We start from the raw sequence: 24,632 nt of genomic DNA on the forward strand, positions 1-24,632 counted from the left end.
CTTTTTCGTTGCCCGGTAGAACAACCCGGCAAACGGCCACGGGCGGTGGAGGGCCGTGATTCCTGCCACGGTGCGTCCCGGGCGGCTGCAGGTGACAGGCTGTCGTTATCTTTTAGGGCCGATTTTGGGCACAATCAAAGCATGACTTCCAGCTCCGCCGTGTCCAATGCCGTGTCTAGTGTCCTGTCTAACGACGGTGCCCTTGCTGCCGGCCATCCGCTGATGGATGGCCGCACCGCAGATTCGCCCCTCATCACCGCTTACCGTGGCGGCAAGCCGTCGCGGCGGCCGGTGTGGTTCATGCGGCAGGCCGGCCGCTCCCTGCCGGAATACCTGAAGGTGCGCGAAGGCGTGGCCATGCTGGATTCCTGCCTGCGGCCGGAGTTGGCGGCCGAAATCACGCTGCAGCCCGTCCGGCGCCATGACGTGGACGCTGCCATTTTCTTCTCCGACATCGTCATTCCGCTGAAGCTCGCCGGCGTTGCCGTGGACATTGTGCCGGGTGTGGGCCCCGTGCTGGACAAGCCGGTGCGCACGGCTGCAGACGTTGCCGCCCTGCCGCAGCTGACCTGGGAAGCGCTGGAACCGATCCGCGAAGCCGTGCGGCTGACCGTCGCCGAGCTGGGCAAAACCCCGCTGATCGGCTTTGCCGGTGCCCCGTTCACCCTTGCCGCCTACATGGTGGAGGGCAAACCCTCCCGTGACCACCTGGGCCCGCGCACCATGATGCACGCGGACCCGGAAACCTGGACAGCTCTGGCCAACTGGGCCGCTGACGCCTCGGGGATGTTCCTCCGAGCCCAGCTGGAAGCCGGCGCCTCCGCCGGACAGCTGTTTGACTCCTGGGCGGGATCGCTTGGCCTGGCCGACTACACCAAGTTCGTGGCACCGGCTTCGGCCCGGGCGCTGGACCACGTCCGCCACCTCGGCGCACCGCTGATCCATTTCGGTACCGGAACCTCCGAGCTCCTCGTTGCGATGCGCGACGTCGGCGTGGACGTGGTGGGCGTGGACTACCGTCTTCCCCTGGATGAGGCCAACCGGCGCTTGGGCGGAACGGTGCCGCTGCAGGGCAACATCGACCCCGCGCTGCTGTCCGCGCCCTGGGAAGTGCTGGAAGCCCATGTGCGTGCGGTCATTGCGGCCGGCGCCTCTGCGCCCGGCCACGTGCTCAACCTTGGCCACGGGGTGCCGCCGGAAACCGACCCCACGGTCCTGACCCGGGTTGTGGAACTCATCCACTCCATTTCCCCGGAGTAGGACCGTGGGCAGCTCCTTGACACCGGCCCAGGCCGCCCTCGTCCTGGGCGGCGGCATCTCCGGCCTGCTGGCCGCACGGGAGCTGGCGGCTGCCGGACACGCAGTGACCGTCCTGGAAGCCACAGCATCCTGGGGCGGCTGTGTGGGCAGCCACGTGGTGGCCGGCCTCACCCTGGACAGCGGAGCAGAGTCCTTCGCCACACGCTCCTCCGCCGTGGCTGACCTTGCTGATGAACTGGGACTCGGCGGCAACGTTGTGGTGCCCCGCCCGGGCGGGGCCTGGGTGCAGCTTCCGGACGGCGCGCGCGAACTGCCCAAGACCGGAGTCCTGGGCATTCCCGCCAACCCTTGGGACCCGGAGGTCAGGCGGTCGTTGGGATTTGTGGGCTCGCTCCGGGCGTCCTTGGATAAGTACCTGCCGGCTTCGATCGGCGCGTCGGCGGACGTCACCAGCGTCGCGGCGCTGGTGCGCGCCCGGATGGGCCGCCGCGTGTTGGATCGCCTCGTGGTCCCGGTGGTGGGCGGCGTGCACTCCGCGGACCCCGGTCTCCTGGACGTGGACATGGTGGCCCCCGGCCTCCGAGCCGGAATCCGTGAGCACGGTTCCCTCGCAGCCGCGGTGGCCGCCCAGCGGCGCGGTTCCACCCAGCCGACCGTCGCAAAGGCGGGTTCCGCCGTCGCCGGCCTGGAAGGCGGGATGCACACCCTGGTGGTGGCCCTGCTCAGCGATCTCCGCAGCCGCGGGGTCACTCTGATGAGTGGAACAGCCGCGGACGCCGTCGAACGGACGGCGGACGGGTGGCGGGTCACCGCCGGTGACACAACGTACGACGGCGGCCTGCTGGTGGTGGCGCTGCCCGGCCCGGCAGCCGTGGGGCTGCTTCAGGAGGCCGTACCCGCCCTCGCCGGCAGGAGCCCGGAAAGCGGGCCGGACGTCCGGCTCGTCACCCTGGTGGTGGACCTGCCCGAACTCGACCGCCGACCGCGGGGCACCGGGATCCTGGTATCCCCCCAGACACCGGGCATCCAGGCAAAAGCCCTTACGCATGCAACCGCGAAGTGGGATTGGCTGGGCGCTGCGGCAGGTCCCGGGACACACGTGCTGCGGCTCTCCTACGGCCGCCTGGAAGCCTCGGAAGCCGCGACCCCGGAAGCCGGCGATTCCGCCCCAGCCCTCGACACGGAACTCCTGGCAGCTGCCTTGCATGACGCTTCGGCCCTGTTGGACGTCCCGGTGCAGGGGACCGACGTTGTCGGCTGGGATGTTGTCAGGTGGCAAGGGGCCTTGCCGTTCGCGGCCGTGGGACACAAAGCCCGGGTGGCCGAGGTCAGGAAACTCTGTGCGGCAGAGGCCGGCCTCGGCATTGTGGGCGGGTGGGTGGCAGGCAACGGACTCGCCGCCGTGGTGGCCGATACGAGAAAAGAAATTCGCAGCCTGCTCAGCTGACCATCGCCCCTGTTCAGTGGACTATGGGCCTTGAAGGGACCACCCCGGGGTGCGGTTTCCGGTTTTCAATCCACCCCCTGATGTGGCTAGGGTCGATAACTATGGTTATCTACAGGTCCGAATTTTCCCGTTCCCGGACCAGTATCCATGGGGGACTCCGGCGTGGCGCTGCAGCGGCTGCCGTCGGAGCGGTACTGGTCCTGTCCGCCGGCGTGCCGGCATCCCAGGCGGCTGATGGCAGCACTGATCCCACCGTGTCCGCCGAGGTTGCAGCCGACGGGGACCTCGACGGGGTCAATGGCCTGCTGAATGTACTCGTGGGCGGTTCCGGCGGACGTTCCACAGCCTCACCCGAGCCGACTCCCGCGCCCTCAAGCTCTTCCACTCCGACGGCCACGGCTACCCCGTCTCCGGCCCCTACATCCACGGCGCCCACCTCGTCCGAGCCGACGTCGTCCGCTCCGACGTCTGCCAGCCCAGCGCCGCAGGGCGCAACTTCGCAGGGTACGGCGCCCCAGAGCCCCGGGTCGCCGTCGAGCGCTCCGGCGCCGCTCAGCACGTCCCGTGATGCCGGTTCACCGGCAGGAACGCAGCCGAACGGCCACCCCGGTGCGCCTGCCGGCGGGACGGAGGATGCCGGGCAGGAAGCCGATCCTGCTGCGGACCAGCCCACGCAGGATGCCCACAACGCCACCCCTGTCTCCAACCCAAAGCGCCCCGGTAACGCGCCCGCCAGCCGGGAGGACATGGCGTCGGCCACGGAGGCAGCCGCGGCGGCCGAACCTGCAAAGGTCTGGCTTGGGGTGGGGCTGGTGGGGTCCGCCGGAGCTGCAGGACTCCTTTTTGCCCGGATCCGCCGGATCTGACCTCGGTGCCGAATCGGCTCAAGACCTACACTGCGCCGAACCTGTGACCTTAAGCACTTCTACGTCTTGTAGAAGTCGCTGGTTTCGACTTGGCGGTATGGAAGGGGCAAAATGGTAACCATGAGCCACACTTCTGCCGAATCTGTCACTAAAACCGAAGAATCAGCCGAGCAGTTCTTCACTCTCTGGACTGTTTTCAAGCGGTCTGAGGAGCTGGTGCGCAGCGCTGACGCTGCCGCCGATTTCGATGCCCTGCTGGTCCGCATGGCCGAGGCGGGCGTGACGCACCGTGGCAGCTACGACGTCTCCGCTATGCGCGCCGACGCCGATGTAATGGTGTGGCTCCACGGCCCGAAGCCCGAAGCGCTGCAGCAGGCCATCCGCGACATCCGCCGCAGCACGCTTTTCGCCGGAACCGAGATTGTCTGGTCCGCCATGGGCGTCCACCGGGAAGCCGAGTTCGCCAAGAACCACACACCTGCATACTCGCGTGGTGTGGCTCCGGCCGAATGGCTCTGCGTCTACCCGTTCGTGCGCTCCTATGAGTGGTACATCCTGCCCGAGGAGGAACGCGGCAAGATGTTGCGCGACCACGGCATGCTGGGCCGGGAGTTCCCGCAGGTCATCTCCAACACGGTATCCTCCTTCGCCCTGGGCGACTGGGAGTGGATCCTGGGACTGGAAGCCCCCGAACTGGTGGACCTCGTGGACCTGATGCGCCACCTCCGCGCCACCGAAGCACGCAATCACGTACGGGAGGAAATCCCGTTCTACACCGGCCGCCGCATCACCCCGGCCGAGGTTGCCGAGGTCCTGGCATGACCCCCGATCCTGCGGCGGGCGCCGCGGTCAGCGGAATCAACCCGGCCACCGAAGCCGGCCGGATGGCGCCCAAAAACTATGACGCGGTCCTGCTGGCCTCCTTTGGCGGGCCCGAGGGCCAGGACGACGTCATCCCGTTCCTGCGCAATGTCACCCGCGGCCGCGGGATCCCGGATGAGCGGCTCGAAGAGGTTTCCCACCACTACCGTGCCAACGGCGGCATCAGCCCCATCAACCAGCAAAACCGGGAGCTCAAGACAGCCCTGGAAGCGGAGCTCACCGCCCGCGGCATTGAGCTCCCCGTGCTGTGGGGAAACCGCAACTGGGACCCCTACATTCCGCAGACCCTGCAGGACGCGTACGACGCCGGCCACCGCAGACTGCTGATGGTCACCACGAGTGTCTACTCCTGTTACTCCAGCTGCCGCCAGTACCGCGAGGACATCGGCATCGCCCTGACGGAGACGGGGCTGGACGGCCGGCTCGAGGTGGACAAGGTCCGTCAGTACTTCGACCATCCCGGCTTTGTGGAGCCTTTTATTGAAGGAACCGCAGCCGGGATAGCGGACGTGCGGGCGCAGCTCACTGCCGCCGGAACTCCTGACGCCCCCGTGCACATTCTTTTTGCCACCCACTCCATCCCTACCCGGGATGCCGAGGCCGCCGGACGGTCCGGGGACGAGCCGCGCGAGTTCGAGGAAGGTTCCGCGTACGTGGCCCAGCACCTGGCCACCGGCGCAGCTGTCATCAGCCGTGTGGAGGCCGAATCCGGCCTGACCGCACCCTGGTCCCTCGTCTACCAATCCCGCTCGGGCGCGCCCCACGTCCCATGGCTGGAACCGGACATCAACGACGCCATCGCCGACCTGGCGGACCAGGGCATCAAAGGCATCGTCATCGTCCCGCTGGGCTTCGTCAGCGACCACATGGAAGTTGTCTGGGACCTGGACACCGAAGCCTTGGAGACCTGCCGCAACCTCGGCCTGGACGCCACGCGTGTACCCACCCCGGGCACCCACCGGAAGTTTGTGAACGGACTGGTGGACCTCATCTCCGAACGGACGCTCGCCAACAACATCAGCGACCGGCCCGCCGTGACCGGATTGGGCCCCTGGTACGACGTCTGCCGGCCGGGATGCTGCGCCAATTTCCGCGGCGAGAAGCCCACCATCGCCGGAGCCGACACCACTGTCGGCACCGGACATGACGCATATCCGGCAGCGTCCGCGGGCGCTGCCGGGGAAGAGGGATCCCTGTGACCGTACGGATCGGCACCAGGGCCAGCAAGCTCGCCCTGACCCAGACCCAGCAGACGGCGGACCAGCTGGCCGCCGTCGGAGGCTTCCCCGTGGAGCTGGTACACATCACCACCGAGGGCGACGTCAAGACAGGATCACTGTCCCAGATGGGCGGCACCGGGGTGTTTGTCGCCGCCCTGCGCGATGCCCTGCTGCAGGACACCTGCGATGTCGCCGTGCATTCGCTCAAGGACCTCCCCACGGGCGCCGCACTGGGCCTCACCATCGCCGCGACGCCCAAGCGTGCCGACGTGCGGGATGTCCTGTGCGCACGCGACGGCCTCAAACTGGCTGATCTGCCGCTCGGCGCCAAAGTGGGCACCGGCTCTCCGCGCCGCGCCGCCCAGCTGCGTGCCGCCCGCCCTGACCTGGACGTGCAGGACATCCGCGGCAATGTGGATACCCGCCTGGGCCGCGTGCCCGGCCTGCCCGGCAACGCAGCAGGCGCACCAGGCGACCTCGACGCCGTCGTGCTGGCCGCCGCCGGCCTGGAACGCATCGGCCGCCTGGACACCGTCAGCGAATTCTTCGAGACGGACATGATGCTGCCCGCGCCCGGACAGGGTGCGCTGGCCATTGAATGCAGGACGGCTGACGCCCCGCGCAAGGCCGGTTCCACCGAAGGTTCGCAAGGTGTGCTGGCGCAGGCCCTGGCCGCGCTCAACGATGAGGACACCCGCCTCGCCGTGACCGCCGAGCGTGCCGTGCTGGCCCGCCTCGAGGCCGGCTGCACCGCCCCCGTGGGCGCCTTCGCCTACCGCAAGGGCAGCATGCTGTACCTCGAGGCAGCGGTGTGCGCCGTGGACGGCACCAGGACGGTGCGCGAAAAGAAAGCAACAGACGGTCTCACCGAAGTCGGTGCCACGCTGCTTGGCATCGAGGTGGCCGAGCTCCTGCTGGCTGCCGGCGCCGCGGAGATCGCGGACCTTGCCGCATCCTGATGCACCGGCAGGCACCCTCGGCGGTCGGCGCGTCCTGATCACCCGGAGCGCCGACCGTGCCGGGCCGCTGGCCGCGCTGCTCGGCAGCCTGGGGGCCGAACCGCTGGTCCTGCCGCTCATCGACTTTGAACGGGCTGCGGACCAGCCGGCTCTGGATGCCGCCCTGGATGCCCTGGCGGCCGGTGGCTTCGACTGGCTTGTGGTCAGCAGCATCACCACCGTGCGCATGCTTGTGGAAAAGGCAGCCGAGCGCGGGACCACGCCAGCTGCACTGGTTCCGGCGGGAACGCGCGTGGCCACGATCGGACCGTCCTCACGGCGGATACTGGAGGCCGCGGGCATCCCCGTGGCGCTGGCCCCGGTGGACATCCAGTCCGCCGAAGGGCTCGTGGACCTGTGGACCGCCGCCCCGGTGCGCGTGCTGTTGCCACAGGCAGACATCGCTGCGCCTGCACTGCGCGCTGGCCTGGCAGCCAAGCGTGCCAACGTCACCACTGTCGTGGCCTACCGCACCGTGGATTTCCCGGCCCGGCCGGGACTCCGCCTGGAGGCGGAACTGCCGTCCGCCGTCGGGGTCTCCCACCATGGCTCTCCCCGTGAGCTCAGTCAGTCGCAGACCCGCAGGGAGCTCGACGCCGGGACGCTCGACGCCGTCGTCGCCGCCTCACCCAGCGCTGCCCGCCGCATCGCCGCGACCCTCCTGCCGCTGGGCCGCTGCCGGTTCATCGCCATCGGACGCCCGACGGCGGCAGAAGCTGCCGCCCTCGGCATCCCGGTGGCGGCCACCGCCCAAGTCCCCACGCCGGACGGCATCGTTGCCGCCCTGGGCACCGCATTCGCCAACGAAGGGAACACCCGATGAGCTTTCCGAACCACCGCCCACGCCGCCTCCGCACCACGCCCGCCATGCGCCGGCTCACCGCCGAATACCGGCTGGCTCCGGCGGACCTGATTCTGCCCGCGTTCATCCGCGAAGGCCTCAGCGAACCGTCGCCCATCACCTCCATGCCCGGCGTTGTGCAGCACACCACCGATTCCCTCAAGCGCGCCGCCGCGGAAGCCGTGGAACTGGGTGTCGGCGGCATCATGCTCTTCGGCGTTCCCGCCGTGCGCGATGCCCGCGGCACCGCCTCCCTGGACCCAGAGGGTGTCCTCAACAAGGCCATCCGCGACGTCCGCGCCGAGGTGGGCGATGACCTGGTCATCATGGGCGACGTCTGCCTGGACGAGTTCACCGACCACGGCCACTGCGGCGTCCTGGATGCCGACGGCTACGTGGACAACGACGCCACCCTGGAAATCTACGGCCAGATGGCCGTGGCCCAGGCCGACGCCGGCGCCCACGTCCTGGGCCCCTCCGGCATGATGGACGGCCAGATCGCCGTTATCCGCCAGGCCCTCGAGGAATCCGGCCACAAAAACACCGTCATCCTGGCCTACGCGGCCAAGTACGCCTCCGCCTTCTACGGCCCTTTCCGTGAAGCCGTGGATTCGCAGCTCAAGGGCGACCGCCGTACCTACCAGATGGACGCCGCCAACCGCCGCGAAGCCATTCTCGAGGTGGAACTGGACCTTGAGGAAGGCGCAGACATGGTTATGGTGAAGCCGGCCATGAGCTACCTGGATATCCTGGCCGACGTCGCCGCCATGAGCCCTGTGCCTGTCTCGGCCTACCAGATCTCGGGTGAGTACGCGATGATCGAGGCCGCCGCCGCCAACGGCTGGATCGACCGGCGGGGTGCCATCACGGAATCCATCCTTGGCATCAAACGGGCCGGCGCCAACACCGTGCTGACCTACTGGGCCTCCGAAGTTGCAGGCTGGCTGAAGGAATCCTGACGCGGCAGGGAATGTTTCCGGACGCTCTGTGGTTTGTATGCGTATGCATGAAAATAGCGAGCCTTCCGTAACCACTCCGTCAACCTCGAGCAACCCCACCGCCCCCGTCCCGGCGGACACCATCCTGCTTGGCGTCAGCACATTCGGCGACGTCGACCTGGCTGCCGACGGCGCACCCAAGCACCACGCCGAGGTCCTGCAGCAGGTGGTGGAACAGGCCAAGGTGGCCGACGCCGTCGGACTCCACTCCTTTGGCGTGGGGGAGCACCACCGTAGGGACTTCGCCGTCAGCGCGCCGGACGTGGTGCTGGCAGCCATCGCCACGGCCACGGAAAACATCCGGCTCGGCAGTGCGGTCACGGTCCTGAGCTCGGACGATCCTATCCGCGTCTTTCAGCGCTTCGCCACCCTCGACGCCGTCTCCAATGGCCGCGCCGAAGTGATCCTGGGCAGGGGTTCGTTCACCGAGTCCTTCCCGCTCTTTGGCTACGACCTGGGCGACTACGACGCCCTGTTCGAGGAGAAGCTGGACATTTATGACCGCGTGCGGTCCCAGAACCCGGTGAACTGGGACGGCCGGACCCGGGCATCGCTTCGGGGCCAGATGGTGTACCCGCATGTAGAGGGCCGCCTGCTTCCCACCTGGATCGGGGTAGGCGGATCGCCCCAGTCCGTGGTCCGCACCGCCTCCTACGGTTACCCCATGGTCCTGGCCATCATCGGCGGCGAACCGGAGCGCTTCCGTCCCTACGCCGAACTGTACCGCCGCACCCTCACCGAAGCCGGTAAGGAACCGCAGGCACTCTCCGTGCACTCTCCCGGCTATGTGGCCGAGACTGACGAGCAGGCCCTCGAGGAGTACTACCCGCACTGGCTCGCCACCCGGAACAAGATCGGCGCGGAGCGCGGCTGGGGACCGGCCGGGCGCGGCGAGTACGAAGCCGCGGCCGACGAGGACGGTGCCCTGTTTATTGGTTCGCCGGAAACGGTGGCGGCGAAGATCGCCCGGCTGAAGGGCACGCTCGGGGCAGACCGCTTCGAGATGAAGTACAGCAGCGGCACGCTGCCCCACGAGCAGATGATGCGCTCCATCGAACTGTTCGGTTCCAAGGTGGCGCCACTGGTCGCAGACAAGCTTGCGGACATGCACGCGGACCGCTGAGCCAGGCGGCCACCGTATCCGGCGCCCCGCCTGTGGCGTGGCGCCGGATGCCACCGCACGGGATGGAAGAATAGGGGCATGACTCGTTCCGAAGACCTCTTCGCCCGTGCCCAGACCCTGATGCCCGGCGGCGTCAACTCACCCGTCCGTGCCTTCGGCTCGGTGGGCGGAACCCCGCGGTTTATGGTGTCGGCCAAGGGTCCATACCTGACCGATGCCGACGGCAAGGAATACGTTGACCTGGTCTGCTCCTGGGGCCCGGCGCTGCTGGGACACGCCCACCCGGCCGTCCTTGAGGCCGTCCATGCGGCGGTTGACCGCGGCCTCTCCTTCGGTGCGTCCACCCCGGATGAGGCCAACCTGGCTGCCATCGTCCAGGAGCGTGTGCCGGCCGCCGAACGCGTCCGCATGGTCTCCACCGGCACCGAAGCCACCATGACGGCAGTCCGGCTGGCCCGCGGCTTCACCGGCCGGAACCTCATCATCAAGTTCGCCGGCTGCTACCACGGCCACCTGGACGGGCTGCTTGCTGCTGCAGGATCCGGCGTTGCCACCCTGGCGCTGCCGGGCTCGGCCGGCGTCACCGAAGCCACTGCCGCCGAAACGCTGGTCCTGCCCTACAACGACCTCGCCGCCGTCGAAGCCGCCTTTGCCGCGCACGGGCCGAACATCGCGGCCGTCATCACCGAAGCCGCCCCCGCCAACATGGGCGTGGTGACACCGGGTGAGGGCTTCAACCTGGGGCTGTCCCGCATCACCCGCGAGCATGGTGCCCTGCTCATCCTGGACGAGGTGCTCACCGGCTTCCGCACCGGCTACTCCGGCTACTGGGGGCTCACCGGCGGCGCTCCTGACGCGGCGGACCCGTGGACCCCTGACCTGCTCACCTTCGGAAAGGTCATCGGCGGCGGAATGCCGACGGCGGCCCTCGCCGGGCGTGCCGACGTTATGGACTACCTGGCGCCCCTCGGCCCGGTGTACCAGGCCGGGACACTGTCCGGTAACCCGGTGGCCATGGCAGCCGGCGTAGCCACCCTGACGCACGCCACCCGCGACGTCTACTCGTTTGTGGACGCCCGCTCGCTGGAGCTCTCCTCGGCGCTGTCCGCTGCACTGGACAGTGCCGGCGTGGACCACTCCGTCCAGTTCGCCGGAAACCTCTTCTCCGTCGCGTTCGGCACGTCCGCCAACGGCGTCCACAACTACGCCGACGCCCAGGCCCAGGAAACCTTCCGGTACGCGCCGTTCTTCCACTCCATGCTGGAATCCGGCGTTTACCTGCCGCCGTCGGTCTTCGAGGCCTGGTTCCTCTCGGCAGCGCACGACGACGCCGCGATGAACCGGATCTTTGACGCTCTCCCGGCCGCCGCAAGGGCCGCAGCTGCCGCGCAAGCCTAGCGCCGGCGTCGGCAGCCCTCCCGCGCCGGCAACGGCTTAAGCAAGGAAATCCCCGCCTCCCGGACAAATCCCCGCACAATGCGTAGGGGAAAAGTCCGGGAGACGGGGATTCTCTGTTGGTGCGCCTACAGCACGTCCGAAAGGAAGCTCTTCAGGCGGTCCGTTGCGGGCGCCGTGAAGATCTGCTCGGGCGGACCCGATTCGACCACCACACCGGCGTCCATAAACGTGACAGAGTCTGAGACGTTGCGGGAGAAGCCCATCTCGTGGGTCACCACCACCATGGTCATGCCGCCCTTGGCGAGGTCGGCCATCAGCGCCAGAACGCCCTTCACCAGCTCCGGGTCCAGCGCGGAGGTGGCCTCGTCAAAGAACATCACCTCAGGCTTCATGGCCAACGCACGGGCGATCGCGACACGCTGCTGCTGGCCGCCGGAGAGGTTGGCCGGGCGGGCGTCAGCTTTGTGCTTGAGGCCCACCAGGTCCAGCTGCTCCAGGGCTTCGGCGCGCGCCTGGTCCTTGGAGAGCTTCCGGAGCTTGCGCAGCGCGAGCGAGACGTTGTCCAGCACTGTCTTGTGCGGGAACAGGTTGAACTGCTGGAACACCATGCCGATCCGCTGTCGCAGCTCGTCCGGGTTGTCCTTCAGGACCGACCGGCCATCCAGCAGGATGTCGCCCTGGTCCGGTTCGATCAGCCGGTTCATGACGCGCAGGAGCGTCGACTTTCCGGAGCCGGACGGACCGATGACCGAAGCCGTGGTGCCCTTCTCCACGTGGAGGTCGATGCCGCGGAGCACATGGTTATGCCCGAACGAAAGGTGCAGGTTCTTGCCGGTCAGGGTGCCGGAAGTAAATTCCGTCATGCCTGTGCCCCCTTGCCGATAGGTGCCGCCAGCTCGTCGGGTTCCTTCTTCTCCGGCCGGCCTGTACGGAGCCGGTTGTCGATGAAGTTCACGAAGTGCGTCAGCGGAACAGTCAGGATCAGATACAGAACGCCGGCGGCCACCAGCGGGGAAAGGTTCCCCGTATTGGCCATGGCGTCATTTCCGATCCGGAAGATCTCGCGGTCGGAGGCAGCCAGGCCCAGCACGAACACCAGGGAGGAATCCTTCAGCAATGAGATGAACTGGTTCACCAGGGCAGGCAGCACGCGGCGGATGCCCTGCGGCACCACCACCAGGCGCATGGACTTGCCGTAGCTGAACCCCAAGGCACGCGAAGCCTCCAGCTGGCCTTTCTCCACGCTCTGGATACCGGAGCGGAAGATCTCACCGATGTAGGCGCCGGCGATCAGGGTCAGAGCCAGGATTCCGAGCGGGTACGGGTTCCGGTTACCGGTGAGTTCCCGGGCAATGGGGCTGAGCCCAATGCCTATCACCAGAATCACCAGAATGGCGGGCAGGCCGCGGAACAGGTCGGTGTAGATCCGGGCTGCCCAGCGGGCCACCGGATTCCGGGAAATACCCATCAGTGCGAGCAGCAACCCCAGCAGGGAGCCGAGGATGCCCGAGGCCAAGGCCAGGATCAGGGTGTTGGGCAAGCCCACCGTGAGAAGGGAGGGAACGACTTTCGCCATTTCCTCCCAGTTGAGGAACGTTTCACCCAGCTGGTCCAGGAGATCCATAAGCGGTTAGGCCCAGATCAGCTCTGGGGAGCCGGAGCAGCTTTGCTTCCCGGCTTCCAGTCGGCGGGAGTCTCGCGGTCCGGGTACCATTCCTTGGTCAGCTTGGACCAGGTACCGTCAGCAATCACAGCGTCCAGCCCGGAGTTCAAAGCATCGATCAGGGCCTTGTTGTCCTTGTTCACTGCGTAGGCGGTGAAGTTCTGGGTGTTCACCACGGACTCGGCGATGACAGTTCCGTCGCCTTCCTTCACCTGGCCGGTGGCCTGCTGCGAGGGTGCAACCCAGGCATCGATCTGGCCGTTGCGGACGTTGGCGTACACGGTGGCGTAGTCCTTGAAACGGACCGGCTCGAGCTTCAGGGTGTTGGTGACGTAGTCGTCCTGGACCGTGCCCTGGACGACGCCGATGCGGACATTGGCATCCAGGTTTGCGAAACCCTTGACGTCGCTGTCGGTCTTGGCGACGACAGCCATAAAGCCGAAGTCGTAGCCGTTGGTGAAGCCCACATTGGCGCGGCGGGCCTCTGTGGTGGAAATCGAGGACGATCCCACGTCGAACTGCTTGGTCTGGACCTGGGAGAGCAGCGCCGAGAAATCGGTGGCCACGAATTCAACTTCGAGGCCAAGCTTGCCGGCAACGGCGCGCAGCAGTTCGTTGTCGTAGCCGGTGAACTTGCCGGCGGGGTCGATGAAGATGTTCGGCGGCGCGTCGGAGAGCGTGCCGACCTCCAGCTTGCCTTCGGTGTTGAGGCCCAGCTTGGTCTTGTCGATCTGGTCCAGCGGCGTGACGTTGGCGGTGGTGTACTTGTCCAGCGTCTGCTGGTCGCTGCCGGCGAGGGCATCGGTGGGCGTGCCGCTCGGCTGGGCAGTTCCGCTGCCGCAGGCGGCCAGCGAGACAGCAAGGGCAACCGCGACGGGAACGCTGGTCAGCCACTTCATGGCTTTGGTCTTCATGAGAAAGTCACTTTCATCAGAGTCATAAGTTCAACCGGGCCGAAGGCTGCGCGTGTGGCGCCTGGCGCCTTGCTCGCCAATGCCGGCCGGCCGGGGCGGGATTACCGCTGAACTTAATCATCTCATTTCCGGCTTTCAACGCTTTCGGGCGAATAAAGACTTGCCAAAATGCGCTCCAAGCCGAATTATTGGGTGAAGGAAACTCTTCCTGAACATCTGATGACTGAATGCTGCCTTTGCGGCCGAATCTGAGGGTTCGTGCGGTGGCAGTCCGCGGTTCCGGCCTAATTGTGAGTTAGCTCTCAGCTAGAATTCACTGCTGGCGTCTTCGGGTGGAAGGACGGGCCATTCCCCTTCGATCACGGCGGCAGGCTTGGTCTTACGAAGGTAGTTCTGGAAGTCCGCCGCTTGGCTGACCGCCCAGTCCTTTTGCAGTTCGTGAAGCTGGCTGGCCGGCATCTTGAGCTTCGGGAACTTGATGGCCATGGCATCCAGCATCCGGAGGGTGGCCTGAGCATCCGCGGCCGATGTATGGGCGTTGTCCAGCGTGATGCCGTATTCCTCACACAAGGCCGTCAGTGTGCGCTTACCCTTGCGGTATCGGTCCACCTGCTTGTTCATGATGAACGGGTCCAGGACGGGGAAACGGCTCAACTGCCGGACGCCGTAGCGGGCGGACTCTGCGGCCAGGACGGTGAAGTCGTAGCTGGCGTTGAAGGCAATGACCGGAATGCCGGCGTCGAACAGGTCCTGCAGGACCGTTGCGAGCTCCCCGGTGACTTCATGGGCCGGCCGTCCCTCACGCCGGGCCTGCTCCGTGGTGACGCCGTGGATATCGCTGGCCTCGGTAGGGATTTCGACGCCGGGATCGGCCAGCCATTCGTGTTCGGTGATGACGTCCCCCTTGTGGTCCACCACGGTGACCGACGCCGTGACGATGCGCGCGGCACGCGAATTCCGTCCGGTCGTTTCGAGATCGAAGGCTGCGCGGGGAAGGGTGCTCCAGGAAGTCATGCTTCAACGCTACCGGCCAGCACCGACAGGATTCGCCAACGCCACTGCCGGTAATCTTGATGTATGCGGACTGAGTACATTGAGGCGGTGCTCGCGCTGGTCGAGCTGGTTCCACCCGGCACCGCACTGGCCTACGGCGATGTGGCCGAGCTGCTGGGGTCCGGCGGTCCCCGGCAGGTGGGCCACGCCATGAGCCACTACGGCGGCCAGGTCGCGTGGTGGCGCATCCTGAAGGCAAGCGGCCAAGGCCCGGAAGGCCACGAGGCCGAAGCCCTCCGCCGCTACCTGCAGGAGGGGACGCCGCTGCTCGGCAACTATGATGCCTTCCTGCGTACCGGCGAAGGCAAATGGCGGGTGGACCTGACGGCGGCACGCTGGGCCCCGGGCGAGGATGACTTCGACCGGATCGACGCCCTTGCGGAGCAGCTGGAGCGGCGGCTGCATAGATTGTCGGTGGCTGATGATGAAATGTCTGTGTGAGCGTAACAATCCCCGTAGTTGACCCCGCCAAGTCCACACGCACATCAGCCAGGCCCGCATCCGCGGCCGGGCGTGCCACCGGTGCGGGCCTGCGTCTTCTCCCTCCTCGGCAGCTGCACGCCGACTTTCCGGCGTTGTCCGCAGACCAGCGCGACGCCGTCGACGTCCCCCACGGCTCCGGGCCGGTCCTGGTTCCAGGCGCACCGGGAACCGGAAAATCAACAGTCCTGATCGAAGCCGCCGTCCGACGGGCACTGCGGGACGGCGTGGACCCGGAGCGGATCCTCATCCTGGCACCCGGACGCCTCGCCGCCGACTCACTCCGCGACCGGTTCACCGCACGGCTGGACCGGAGCCTGAGCACCACGCCGGCCCGGACCTGGGCATCCTATGCGTTTGACCTGATCCGCCGGGCAAAGGCAGAAGGAATCCTTCCGCTTCCGCGCGCGCCGCGCCTCCTGTCAGGCCCGGAACAGGACCTCATCATCCGCGAGCTCCTGGAGGGTCACCGGATGCCCGGGCTGGAACTTCCGTGGCCTGCGGACCTCGAAGCGGCACTGGAGACACGGGGCTTCCGCCACGAGGTACGGCAACTCTTCGACCGGATCATCGAATCCGGCCGGACAGCCGGTGACCTTGAGGAGCTGGGCCATCAGTGCGGCCGGCGGGACTGGATCGCTGCGGCGGCACTGTACGCCGAGTACCGGGACGTCCTGGACCTGCGAATGCCGGAGGCCTTCGATCCCGCCGGCATCATCACCACGGCACGCCAGATCTTCCAGGACGAGCCTGACTTCCTGGCTGCTGAACGGGATCGTCTCCAGCTGGTGCTGGTGGACGATGTGCAGGAGGCAAACCCTGCCGTTTTCGAACTGCTCGCCGATATCGCCGCCGGCAAGGACTGCTATGTCGCCTTCTCCCCGGATACCGTGGTGCAGGGTTTCCGCGGGGCCAGGCCCGACCTGGTCGCGGAGCTGCCGCGCCTGCTTTCTGCGGAAGCCGGCGTCATCGAGCGGCCGCTCTGGCACACCCATCGGCACGCCCCCGCCATCGCCGAGGCCTGGCTCGGCGTCGCGGGCCGGATCTCGCAGCGTGCGGGCGGCCAGCTGGCCAGGCGGCTCGAGCAGCCCGAACCCCTCGCCGGAACCGCGCACGGCCCCGCCGCCGTCGTCGAACCCCAACCTCAGTCCGCCGGCACGGTGGAAGCACACCTGGTACCGTCCCCGGTCCACGAACTGCGGTACGTTGCCCAGCGGATCCTGGACCAGCACGTCAACCGTGGCCGCGACCTGGCCCAGATCGCCGTGATCGTGCGTAACGGCGGACAGCTCAGTGAGCTGCAGCGCTACCTCACGGGCCAGGGGATCCCGGTACGCGTTCCGGTGGCCGAATCCGCGGTCCGCGATGAGGTGGCCGTGCGCCCGCTGTTGGACGCCTACGCCATAGCACTGGACCCCGAGCTGCTGACGCCGGAGGCCGCCGTCGCATTGCTGACGTCGCGCATTGGAGGCGCCACGTCCATTGAACTCCGCCGGCTCCGGCAGTCGCTCAGGCGGGAGGAACTGCAGGGCGGCGGCGGACGGACCAGCGATGCGCTGCTGGTTGAGGCGCTGTTGGAGCCGGGCGCACTGGGGACGCTGGGCCTGGAGGGCCGTTCCGCGCGCCGGACCGCCCGCATGATCCAGGCCGGGCGGAGCGCCGCCGCCGAGCCCGGAGCCAATGCCGAGACCGTTCTCTGGGCACTGTGGCACTCCACCGGACTGGCCAACGCGTGGACCGAATCTGCCCTCACCGGCGGTTCCCACGGAGCCCGCGCCGACCGGGACCTCGATGCCATGATGGCGCTTTTCCACACAGCCGAGCGCTACGTGGACCAGATGCCGGGCGCCGGGCCGGAGCAGTTCCTCGAGTACCTCCTGAACCAGGAGCTGCCCATGGATACTCTGGCCGCGCGGGCTCAGGTGGACGACGCCGTCGAGCTGATGACCCCGGCCAGTGCTGCCGGGCGGCAGTGGCCCGTGGTCATTGTGGCGGGGCTGCAGGAAGGCGTCTGGCCCAACACCCGGCTCCGTGGTGAGCTTCTGGGCAGCAGCCTGTACGCTGACGCCGTCGAACACGGGGTCAGCTATGCATTGCAGCTGGACCCGCTAAGCCGGCTGCGGGAAATCCGTTACGACGAACTCCGAAGCTTTTCCACGGCCGTTTCCAGGGCGTGCGAGATGCTGATCTGCACCGCTGTTTCGTCCGAGGATGATCAGCCGTCGTCCTTCCTTGATTATGTGGCGCCGCTTGAGCCGGGTGCCGAGGGCAGGGGGTTCACTCCGGTGGAACGGCCCATGACCCTTCGCGCACTGGTGGCAGAACTGCGCCAATACGCGCAGCTGGATGAAAGGTATGAGCCCGAAGCCGCCGAGGCTGCCAGGGTCCTGGCCGGACTTGCCGTCGTGAAACCGGCTGTCCCGGGAGCGCATCCGGACAGCTGGTGGGGCCTGCCTCCTTTGACGACGTCGGAGCCGGTTGTCCCGCCCGGAGGGACTGTTTACGTATCGCCGTCGAAGGTCGAATCCGTGCAGAAATCACCGCTCGACTGGTTTGTGCAGGCGGCCGGGGGAGAGGCCGCCACCGATTTCGCCCGGAGCCTGGGAACCCTGGTCCACGCGATCGCGCAGGACCTGCCGGAAGCCTCCGGGGGCGAGTACGTCGCCGAACTCATCCGCCAGTGGCCAACCCTGGGGATGAAGGACAACTGGGAAGGCAAACTCGACTTCCAGCGTGCCGAAACAATGGTGCGCAAGCTCGCCCAGTATGTCCTGGTGATGCGGAGCGAGGGCCGGAGCCTGCTGGGCGTCGAGCAGGACTTTGAGGTCCGGCTGCCCGACGTTCCGCCGGCGCTGGCGCCGATGATGGCGGACTTGGGCGATGGCCAGGGCGGCGATGCACGGTCCATCGGAGATTTGGCCGGCGGGACCGACCTTCCCCGCCCCGCCGTGCTCCGCGGCCAGGTTGACCGGCTGGAGATCGACGCCGAAGGAAGGCTGGTCATTGTGGACCTCAAGACAGGAAAGCGGCAGCCGGGCAAGACCGAGTTGTCTCGCCATCCCCAGCTAGGGGCCTACCAGGCAGCGGTCCTGGCAGGCGGTTTCGCAGAGGTACACGGACTGCCCGGCTCAGCAGTGCCGGGCTCAGCAGTGCCGGGCTCAGCAGTGCCGGGCGGCGCAGTGCTGGCGCAGCTCGGAACAAGCACCAAGAGTCCCGGCGTCCAGCAACAGGATCCGTTGGAGGCCAAGGACAACTGGGCGCTGGACATCGTCACCGATGCGGCTGCGGTAATGTCCGGCAACAGCTTCGAAGCCAGGCATGACCCGGCAAAGAGCAGCCACGGGGGGCACGGCTGCAGGCTCCCTGAGGTCTGTCCGCTCTGTGTCCGCGGAAAGCAGGTCACCGAATGAGCCACCCCCAGCTTCCAGAGCCCCTGTTCAGCCCCGAGCAGCTGTCCAGGCTTCTGGGCGAAAAGAACACCCCGACGCCCGAACAGTCCGCAATCATTTCCTCACCCCTGGCTCCCCGGCTGGTGATCGCGGGAGCGGGCTCCGGCAAGACCGCCACCATGGCCGACCGTGTCCTCTGGCTCGTTGCCAACGGCTGGGTCAGGCCTGAGGAGGTCCTGGGCGTAACCTTCACCAGGAAGGCGGCCGGCGAGCTGGCCACCCGGATCCGGGCCAAGCTGGCCGCACTGCAGCGGGTCGCTGCCCAGGACACACGGCATGACGTGTTCCCCGAAGGACTGCTCAGCAGCGACGCCCTTGAGCCCAAAGTGTCCACCTACCACTCATTTGCCAGCGGCATTGTTTCTGACTACGGTCTGCGGCTTGGCGTGGAACGCGACGTTGTGCTGCTCGGCGGAGCCCACGCCTGGCAGCTCGCCAGCGAAGTGGTGGAAGCGTTCGACGGCGATTACAGCCACTTCAAGGCAGCCAAGTCCACGCTGGTCAAGGCAGTCATCCAGCTCGCGGGGGAGTGCGCAGAGCATCTGCAGGAACCGGCCGACGTCGAGGCCTGGCTTCTGGCGCGGCTGGCTGAGTTTGAAGAACGTCCCTACGTGGCCGGAGCGAACAAGAACGCCCCCCAGGCAGCCGGTGAGCTGGCTGCGATGCTGCGCACCAGGGCCAGCGTGGCTGACATGGTGGGCCGCTACGTCGCCGCCAAGAAGTCACGGGGGGCATTGGACTTCGGCGACCTAGTGGCACTGGCGGCCCGTGTGGCCCGGGAGATCCCCCTCGCTGCGGACATGGAACGCCAGCGCTACAAAGTGGTGCTCCTCGACGAGTTCCAGGACACGTCGTATGCCCAGTTGGTCCTGTTTTCGCGGCTTTTCGGCGAGGGCCACGGGGTCACCGCGGTGGGGGACCCCAACCAGTCGATTTACGGCTTCCGGGGTGCTTCGGCAGGTCAGCTCTTCCACTTTGTCCGTGAATTCCCTGTCCGCGTGGACGGGGACGACGGGCCGGGACGCTTCGTACCCGCCCCTACGTCGTACCTCACGACGGCGTGGCGCAACGGCCGGGCCATCCTGTCCGCCGCCAACATCATGTCAGAGGCGTTGGGGCGCGCGGAGGCGCACAAGGCCCCTGCCGGCAGCGCCCCTGCAGCCACCGCCGCGGCAGGCACGATGCCCGCGGGCACGGCCACTGCGGCGGCGACTGTACCCCCACTGCAGCCCAGCCCTTTTGCTGTGGAGGGGCAGGTGGTCCTAGGCCGCTTCGGCACAGACCTCGACGAAGCTACCGCCCTGGCCGGGGACGTCCTGAAGTACCGGGTCACGGACTTTGAAAGGGAGGCCGACGGCACACCGGTGCCGCCGGCACTGGCCGTCCTATGCCGGCGACGTGCCCAGATGGAAACCATCCGGCGGGAGTTCGAGGCGCGGGAGATTGCCTACGAAATCGTTGGGCTCGGCGGGCTGCTCGATACCCCGGAGATCGTTGACTTGGTGGCCACGCTCCGGGTGCTCGCTGATCCCGGACGCTCGGACTCCCTGATGCGCCTCCTGGCTGGCGCACGCTGGCGGATCGGGCCGGCAGACCTGATGGCCTTCCGCGACTGGTCCAGCCAGCTCGCACGCCGACGCGGCCGCCCGGCCGACGCTGCCACGCCGGAGGACGGGCCCACAGACGCGTCCGACGAGGCCGTCATCGAAAGCGACCTGACTGACGGTGCCAGCCTGGTTGAAGCGTTGGACTGGCTGCCACGCGAAGACTGGACCTCTTCCCACGGCCGGACGTTGACCGAGCTGGCCCGCGACCGCCTCGGCAGGCTTTCAACGGAACTCAGGCAGCTGCGAGGCTACCTCGGGGACGACCTCACCACCCTGCTCGGCGAGGTGGAACGCGCCATGTTGCTCGACATCGAAGTGGCAGCGCGCCCGGGAACCAGCATCCACCAGGCCCGCCGAAACCTGGATGCCTTCCAGGACGCGGCGGCCGGCTTCCTGCGGACCTCGCACCGGGTGGACATCCTCGCGTTCCTTGCCTGGCTTGAAGCTGCCACAGCCGAGGAAAACGGCCTCGAAGCTCCGCCGTCGGATATCAACCGCGAGGCTGTGCAGCTGCTGACCGTCCATGCGTCAAAGGGCCTGGAATGGGACGTCGTTTTTGTTCCGGGCCTCAACGCCGGCGCCTTCCCCAGCAACAAGGACTCCCGCTGGAGCAGCGGCGCGGCGGCCCTGCCGTGGCCGCTGCGGGGGGACCGTTTGGATCTGCCCCAATGGGATACCGACCAGCCGGACCAGAAGGGCTGGCTGGACGCCGAGAAGGACTTCAAATCAGCCGTCCAGGTCCATGGTGAGGGCGAGGAACGCCGCCTGGCATACGTGGCCTACACCAGGGCAAAGCACGTCCTCTGGGTCTCAAGCGCAGCATGGGTGGGCTCCCGGGCAGGCCGTGCCGAGATGTCACCGTTCCTCGCTGAACTGGAACAGCTTGTCGGCTCCGGCCCCAATACCGCACCGGCGGACGCAGCGGAAATCTGTGCCGCCATAGTGCACTCGGCGTCAGTGGACGAAGCCTCCCTGCCTGAAAAGAGCCCGTTGACTACCGAAACCGAGGTGGCCGGATGGCCCTATGACCCCCTCGAAGGCCCGGTGGATCCGCGGACCGGGGAGCGCCTGCGGGTTGTTCCCGGTAGGCGGCTGTCCATGGAGAACGCCGCGGCACGCGTCCGGGCAGCTTTGGAGCCCTTGATTTCCGAGGACTCAGTGCCGGTCCTTGAGCCTGCAACGGCCGATGAGTCCGGGCCAAGGCTCCGGGGCAATGCGGCGGGCTGGGCCAGGGAAGCTGCCTTGCTGCTGGAACGGCGTTCCAGGCGTGCCTCCGGGCAGGACGTTCACCTGCCCGGCCATATCTCTGCGTCCACGCTGGTTGACCTTGGCGAGGACCCGGCGGGAGTTGTGGGCCGGCTGCGAAGGCCTGTTCCGCGTGAGCCCGGGATGTCGGCGCGAAAGGGGACGGCATTCCACGCCTGGGTTGAAGAATACTTCGGCGCAGCGGGCATGCTGGATCTCGGCGAGGCCCCCGGCTCCGACGACCATATTGACGCCGCCTACGACCTCGACACCATGGTGGCCACATTTAAGGCCTCGGAATGGGCTGGCAGGTCACCGGCATTTGTCGAAGTGCCGGTGGAAACGCGGGTAGGCGACGTGGTGGTCCGTGGACGCATAGATGCTGTCTTCCAGGACGCGGACGGGAGGTGGGACCTGGTGGACTGGAAAACCGGCCGCCGGCCCTCTGCCGCGCCGCTGAGGGCCAAATCGGTGCAGCTCGCCGCGTACCGGCTGGCGTGGGCCCGGCTCAAGGGCGTGGCAGTGCAGGACGTCAGGGCCGCTTTCTTCTACGTTGCGGACAACCAGGTGGTGCGGCCGCACGATCTGGGCTCCGCTGAGGAGCTCGAACAGATCGTGACCGCTGCCCTCGACGTCAGTGCTCCCTAAGGTCAGTGCTTCCTAAGGTCAGTGCTCCCTAAGGTCAGTGCTCCCTGGCTTAGACGATGCTGATGGCCGCAGTGGACGTGTCCTCGGCGGACGGGCGTACCGACGGCTTGTCGGCCGGCTCTTCGTCTGCAGTGTCTTCGTCCGCCGGTGCTACGCCGGACGGGATGGGCTCAGCCGGGATAGGGCTGACTTCGACGGCGGGCACGACCGGAACCGGCTCCACCGATGGGACGGGCACGGGGACGATGGTCACCGCCGGAGCAGCGACCACACTCACTGCGGGGGACTGGGCTGCCGTGGAGTCGGCCGCAGGGGACTGAGCGGCGTCGTCGGCCGGGGCGGCCGGGGCCGGCAGCGGCTCGACACTGATGGCCTGGCCTCCATGCTCTTCGACGTCGGCCGCGAGCGTTTCCAGCATGCCTTCGGCTTCAGCAACCATCCCGGTATCGGCGGCAGCAATGCCCTTGACCAGGTATTGCGCCAAGGCGAACTCGGCAGACAGGGCAGCCCGCCGGAGCAGGTGCTGGTCCGGGGCGTCGCGGCGGCTGCCGGTGTAACTGGCTAGAACTGCGTCCACGAAATCCTGTTCGTTCGAGGCAACCAGCCAGGCGAAGTCGTCGGCGGGATCCCCGATCCGCAGGTCCGTCCAGCCCGTAACCGCCGTGACACGGCCGCTTTCGACGAGCAGGTTGTCCTCATGGAGGTCACCGTGGACAACGCACGGGTTGAACCGCCACAGCGAGACGTCTTCAAGGGCATGCTCCCAGCGGAGCAGCAGCGACGCCGGGATTTTTCCGGTTGTGGCCGCCTGGTCGAGCTCATTCAGGCGGCGCTGGCGGAATTCGTTGGGCGTATAGCTGGGCAAGTCGGCATTGCTGACCAAGGCGTGCGGAAGATCGTGGATGGCCGCCAGGGCTGTCCCGATTTCCCGGGCAAGCGCGGCCGGACCCGCGGTGAGTTCTTCCACACTTTGCGTGCCCCCGGCCAGATGGGAGTATACAAAAGTGCTGAGGTTGCCAAGCCGGACGCTGCCGGCCACAGTGGGCATCAGGAAGGGCAGCTCGGCCCGGATGGCCGGCGCGAATGCCCGGAGGACAAGGAACTCCGTCTCGAGCCTGGCGCTTGCTTCCGCATGCCGCGGGGACCTGACCCGCCACTGTTTGCCTTCCGAATCCAGCAGCAGCGCGGAGTCGAAATCCGCGGGATCGTCCGCAGCGGAGCTAACGGCGGTTGGGGTCAGCCCGGGGACTGCCGCGGTTGCCACGGCTGCCAGTTCGATCGGTTTTCTTCTCACCGTTCCACGGTAGATTGAGTGGCGTCCAAGACAACGATGTGCGGCGGCGAGTCTCCAGATATGCTGCAAAAGTCGGCTCTCACACCCTGTCCGGACGACCCTGCCAAATGTCCCCGCCAAATGTGAATTGTCAGTCCGAGTCAGTACGGTGGACCTATGAGTCATGCGGAGTCCGCTATACCGGCCTACCAGCCGCAGGCAGTCCAGTTGCCGGCCAACCACCTGTTCGATACCGTGCTGCCGGTTCTCCCGGCTGCCGTGGACCGTGGCTCTGCTGACCGCGTCCGGCCAGGCATGGTTGAGGAATTGCTGGACAGCGAGAACACGCGGACAGTGGTCCTTGCCGGGCGGCAGGCCCTGGTACAGGGGAACCAGCTTCTGCTGCCCGTAGCCACCCGGTTGCTGGCTGAGTTGCGCGACGGTGGCTCAGCCCCAGAGCAGGTCATCTATCTTGGCGCCGCGCTGGAGGGTTCCGACCTGGCCGCCGGCACTGAAGTGGTCCTGGTTGTCCTTCCCGAACCTGCCGAGCCCGGCACGGCCGGCATCCCGGCCGACGTACAGTGGACCGGCTTCCGTGACATTGCCGCCGTCCTGAACCCCACTGACACGGCGTTGTTCGTCGAAGCCAGCGCCATCGCCAACTGGCACGCCGGCCATACGCACTGCCCCCGCTGCGGAGCCCACACTGTCGTGGAAGCCGGCGGCTGGGTACGCCGCTGCCCCCAGGACAACTCGGAACACTACCCCCGGACGGATCCGGCCATCATTGTCACGGTAGTAGGGCCTGACGGACGGCTGCTGCTCGGCGGCGGCGGGCCCGTTGACGCGAAAAATTACTCCACCCTCGCCGGATTCGTAGAACCCGGAGAATCCCTTGAACAGGCAGTCGTGCGTGAAATCCACGAAGAGGTGGGTGTCAGGGTTACCGGCTGCCAGTACCTGGGCTCGCAGTCGTGGCCGTTCCCGGCCTCCCTTATGCTTGGATTTACCGCCATCACCGCAGACAACGAGGCAAAGCCCGACGGCGTGGAGGTAACCCGTGCGCGCTGGTTCAGCCGGGAGGAACTCCAGGACGCCGTGCTTGCCGGTGAAATCACCATCTCCAGCCGGCTGTCCATTGCACGCTCGCTGATTGAGCACTGGTATGGCGGCCGGATCATGGACCGCACGGACACCTGATACCCGGAACAGGCATCACCATTGGCCAGACGCCAGCATGTGGCAGTCGCGACAACAGAGCAGCAGA

General features: G+C 67.3%; 19 protein-coding genes. 14 read left to right on the forward strand and 5 right to left on the reverse strand.

Translation table 11 applies throughout. The annotated features are described in order from the left end of the window. The first annotated feature begins 141 nt into the window (after positions 1 to 141). The 10 genes from hemE (at position 142) to hemL (ending at position 11,033) form a co-directional block, all read left to right on the forward strand. Entirely contained in the window at positions 142 to 1,260 is a 1,119-nt protein-coding gene (gene hemE / locus ACQCSW_RS07505) for a uroporphyrinogen decarboxylase (RefSeq protein WP_426990181.1), read from the forward strand. Positions 1,261 to 1,264: 4 nt separating this feature from the next. Continuing rightward, positions 1,265 to 2,707, forward strand: coding sequence for a protoporphyrinogen/coproporphyrinogen oxidase (locus ACQCSW_RS07510; protein ID WP_426990182.1), 1,443 nt, complete (start codon positions 1,265 to 1,267; stop codon positions 2,705 to 2,707). Positions 2,708 to 2,808: 101 nt separating this feature from the next. After that, on the forward strand, positions 2,809 to 3,573 hold the full coding sequence (locus ACQCSW_RS07515; protein ID WP_426990184.1) for a hypothetical protein: 765 nt from the start codon (positions 2,809 to 2,811) through the stop codon (positions 3,571 to 3,573). Between the two features lie 120 nt (positions 3,574 to 3,693). After that, positions 3,694 to 4,395 carry a hydrogen peroxide-dependent heme synthase gene (gene hemQ / locus ACQCSW_RS07520; RefSeq protein ID WP_354251326.1) on the forward strand — a complete coding sequence of 234 codons (702 nt, stop codon included), beginning with the start codon at positions 3,694 to 3,696 and terminating at the stop codon, positions 4,393 to 4,395. Next, positions 4,392 to 5,654, forward strand: a complete 1,263-nt coding sequence (locus tag ACQCSW_RS07525) for a ferrochelatase (RefSeq protein WP_426990185.1) — start codon at positions 4,392 to 4,394, stop codon at positions 5,652 to 5,654. Before hemQ ends, ACQCSW_RS07525 begins: the two co-directional genes overlap by 4 nt. After that, positions 5,651 to 6,634: a hydroxymethylbilane synthase gene (gene hemC, locus ACQCSW_RS07530; protein ID WP_426990186.1), complete on the forward strand. Its 984-nt coding sequence runs from the start codon at positions 5,651 to 5,653 to the stop codon at positions 6,632 to 6,634. Before ACQCSW_RS07525 ends, hemC begins: the two co-directional genes overlap by 4 nt. Continuing rightward, on the forward strand, positions 6,621 to 7,496 hold the full coding sequence (locus ACQCSW_RS07535; RefSeq protein ID WP_426990187.1) for a uroporphyrinogen-III synthase: 876 nt from the start codon (positions 6,621 to 6,623) through the stop codon (positions 7,494 to 7,496). Before hemC ends, ACQCSW_RS07535 begins: the two co-directional genes overlap by 14 nt. After that, entirely contained in the window at positions 7,493 to 8,473 is a 981-nt protein-coding gene (hemB, locus tag ACQCSW_RS07540) for a porphobilinogen synthase (protein WP_426990188.1), read from the forward strand. Before ACQCSW_RS07535 ends, hemB begins: the two co-directional genes overlap by 4 nt. A 43-nt stretch (positions 8,474 to 8,516) precedes the next feature. Beyond that, positions 8,517 to 9,635 (forward strand): LLM class flavin-dependent oxidoreductase, encoded by a 1,119-nt coding sequence (locus ACQCSW_RS07545; protein WP_426990189.1) that lies wholly within the window; start codon positions 8,517 to 8,519, stop codon positions 9,633 to 9,635. Between the two features lie 78 nt (positions 9,636 to 9,713). Beyond that, entirely contained in the window at positions 9,714 to 11,033 is a 1,320-nt protein-coding gene (hemL, locus tag ACQCSW_RS07550) for a glutamate-1-semialdehyde 2,1-aminomutase (RefSeq protein ID WP_354251320.1), read from the forward strand. A 125-nt stretch (positions 11,034 to 11,158) separates the two neighbouring features. On the opposite strand, the gene ACQCSW_RS07555 is transcribed toward hemL, so the two are convergent. The 4 genes from ACQCSW_RS07555 to ACQCSW_RS07570 form a co-directional block, all read right to left on the reverse strand. Then, positions 11,159 to 11,896, reverse strand: a complete 738-nt coding sequence (locus tag ACQCSW_RS07555) for an amino acid ABC transporter ATP-binding protein (RefSeq protein ID WP_426990190.1) — start codon at positions 11,894 to 11,896, stop codon at positions 11,159 to 11,161. Next, positions 11,893 to 12,657 carry an amino acid ABC transporter permease gene (locus ACQCSW_RS07560; protein ID WP_056343886.1) on the reverse strand — a complete coding sequence of 255 codons (765 nt, stop codon included), beginning with the start codon at positions 12,655 to 12,657 and terminating at the stop codon, positions 11,893 to 11,895. Before ACQCSW_RS07560 ends, ACQCSW_RS07555 begins: the two co-directional genes overlap by 4 nt. A gap of 17 nt (positions 12,658 to 12,674) precedes the next feature. Further along, a complete protein-coding gene (locus tag ACQCSW_RS07565) occupies positions 12,675 to 13,610 on the reverse strand; it encodes an ABC transporter substrate-binding protein (protein WP_426990191.1) in 936 nt (311 codons plus the stop codon). A 306-nt stretch (positions 13,611 to 13,916) separates the two neighbouring features. Next, the gene (locus tag ACQCSW_RS07570) at positions 13,917 to 14,624 is read right to left on the reverse strand and encodes a 3'-5' exonuclease (RefSeq protein WP_426990192.1); all 708 of its coding nucleotides are present in this window, start codon (positions 14,622 to 14,624) and stop codon (positions 13,917 to 13,919) included. Between the two features lie 63 nt (positions 14,625 to 14,687). Between ACQCSW_RS07570 and ACQCSW_RS07575 the strand changes: the two genes are divergently transcribed. The 3 genes from ACQCSW_RS07575 to ACQCSW_RS07585 all read left to right on the forward strand — a co-directional run bounded on the left by ACQCSW_RS07575 (position 14,688) and on the right by ACQCSW_RS07585 (position 22,092). Further along, positions 14,688 to 15,104 carry an MGMT family protein gene (locus tag ACQCSW_RS07575; RefSeq protein WP_426990193.1) on the forward strand — a complete coding sequence of 139 codons (417 nt, stop codon included), beginning with the start codon at positions 14,688 to 14,690 and terminating at the stop codon, positions 15,102 to 15,104. A gap of 89 nt (positions 15,105 to 15,193) precedes the next feature. Then, positions 15,194 to 18,553, forward strand: a complete 3,360-nt coding sequence (locus ACQCSW_RS07580) for an ATP-dependent helicase (protein ID WP_426990645.1) — start codon at positions 15,194 to 15,196, stop codon at positions 18,551 to 18,553. Then, positions 18,550 to 22,092 (forward strand): ATP-dependent helicase, encoded by a 3,543-nt coding sequence (locus ACQCSW_RS07585; RefSeq protein WP_426990194.1) that lies wholly within the window; start codon positions 18,550 to 18,552, stop codon positions 22,090 to 22,092. Before ACQCSW_RS07580 ends, ACQCSW_RS07585 begins: the two co-directional genes overlap by 4 nt. A 49-nt stretch (positions 22,093 to 22,141) precedes the next feature. On the opposite strand, the gene ACQCSW_RS07590 is transcribed toward ACQCSW_RS07585, so the two are convergent. Then, positions 22,142 to 23,386 carry a macrolide 2'-phosphotransferase gene (locus ACQCSW_RS07590; RefSeq protein WP_426990195.1) on the reverse strand — a complete coding sequence of 415 codons (1,245 nt, stop codon included), beginning with the start codon at positions 23,384 to 23,386 and terminating at the stop codon, positions 22,142 to 22,144. A gap of 156 nt (positions 23,387 to 23,542) precedes the next feature. Between ACQCSW_RS07590 and nudC the strand changes: the two genes are divergently transcribed. Continuing rightward, positions 23,543 to 24,565 carry an NAD(+) diphosphatase gene (gene nudC / locus ACQCSW_RS07595; RefSeq protein ID WP_426990196.1) on the forward strand — a complete coding sequence of 341 codons (1,023 nt, stop codon included), beginning with the start codon at positions 23,543 to 23,545 and terminating at the stop codon, positions 24,563 to 24,565. Positions 24,566 to 24,632: the final 67 nt, after the last annotated feature.

Source organism: Pseudarthrobacter sp. Y6, assembly GCF_050156205.1.
GTDB lineage: Bacteria > Actinomycetota > Actinomycetes > Actinomycetales > Micrococcaceae > Arthrobacter.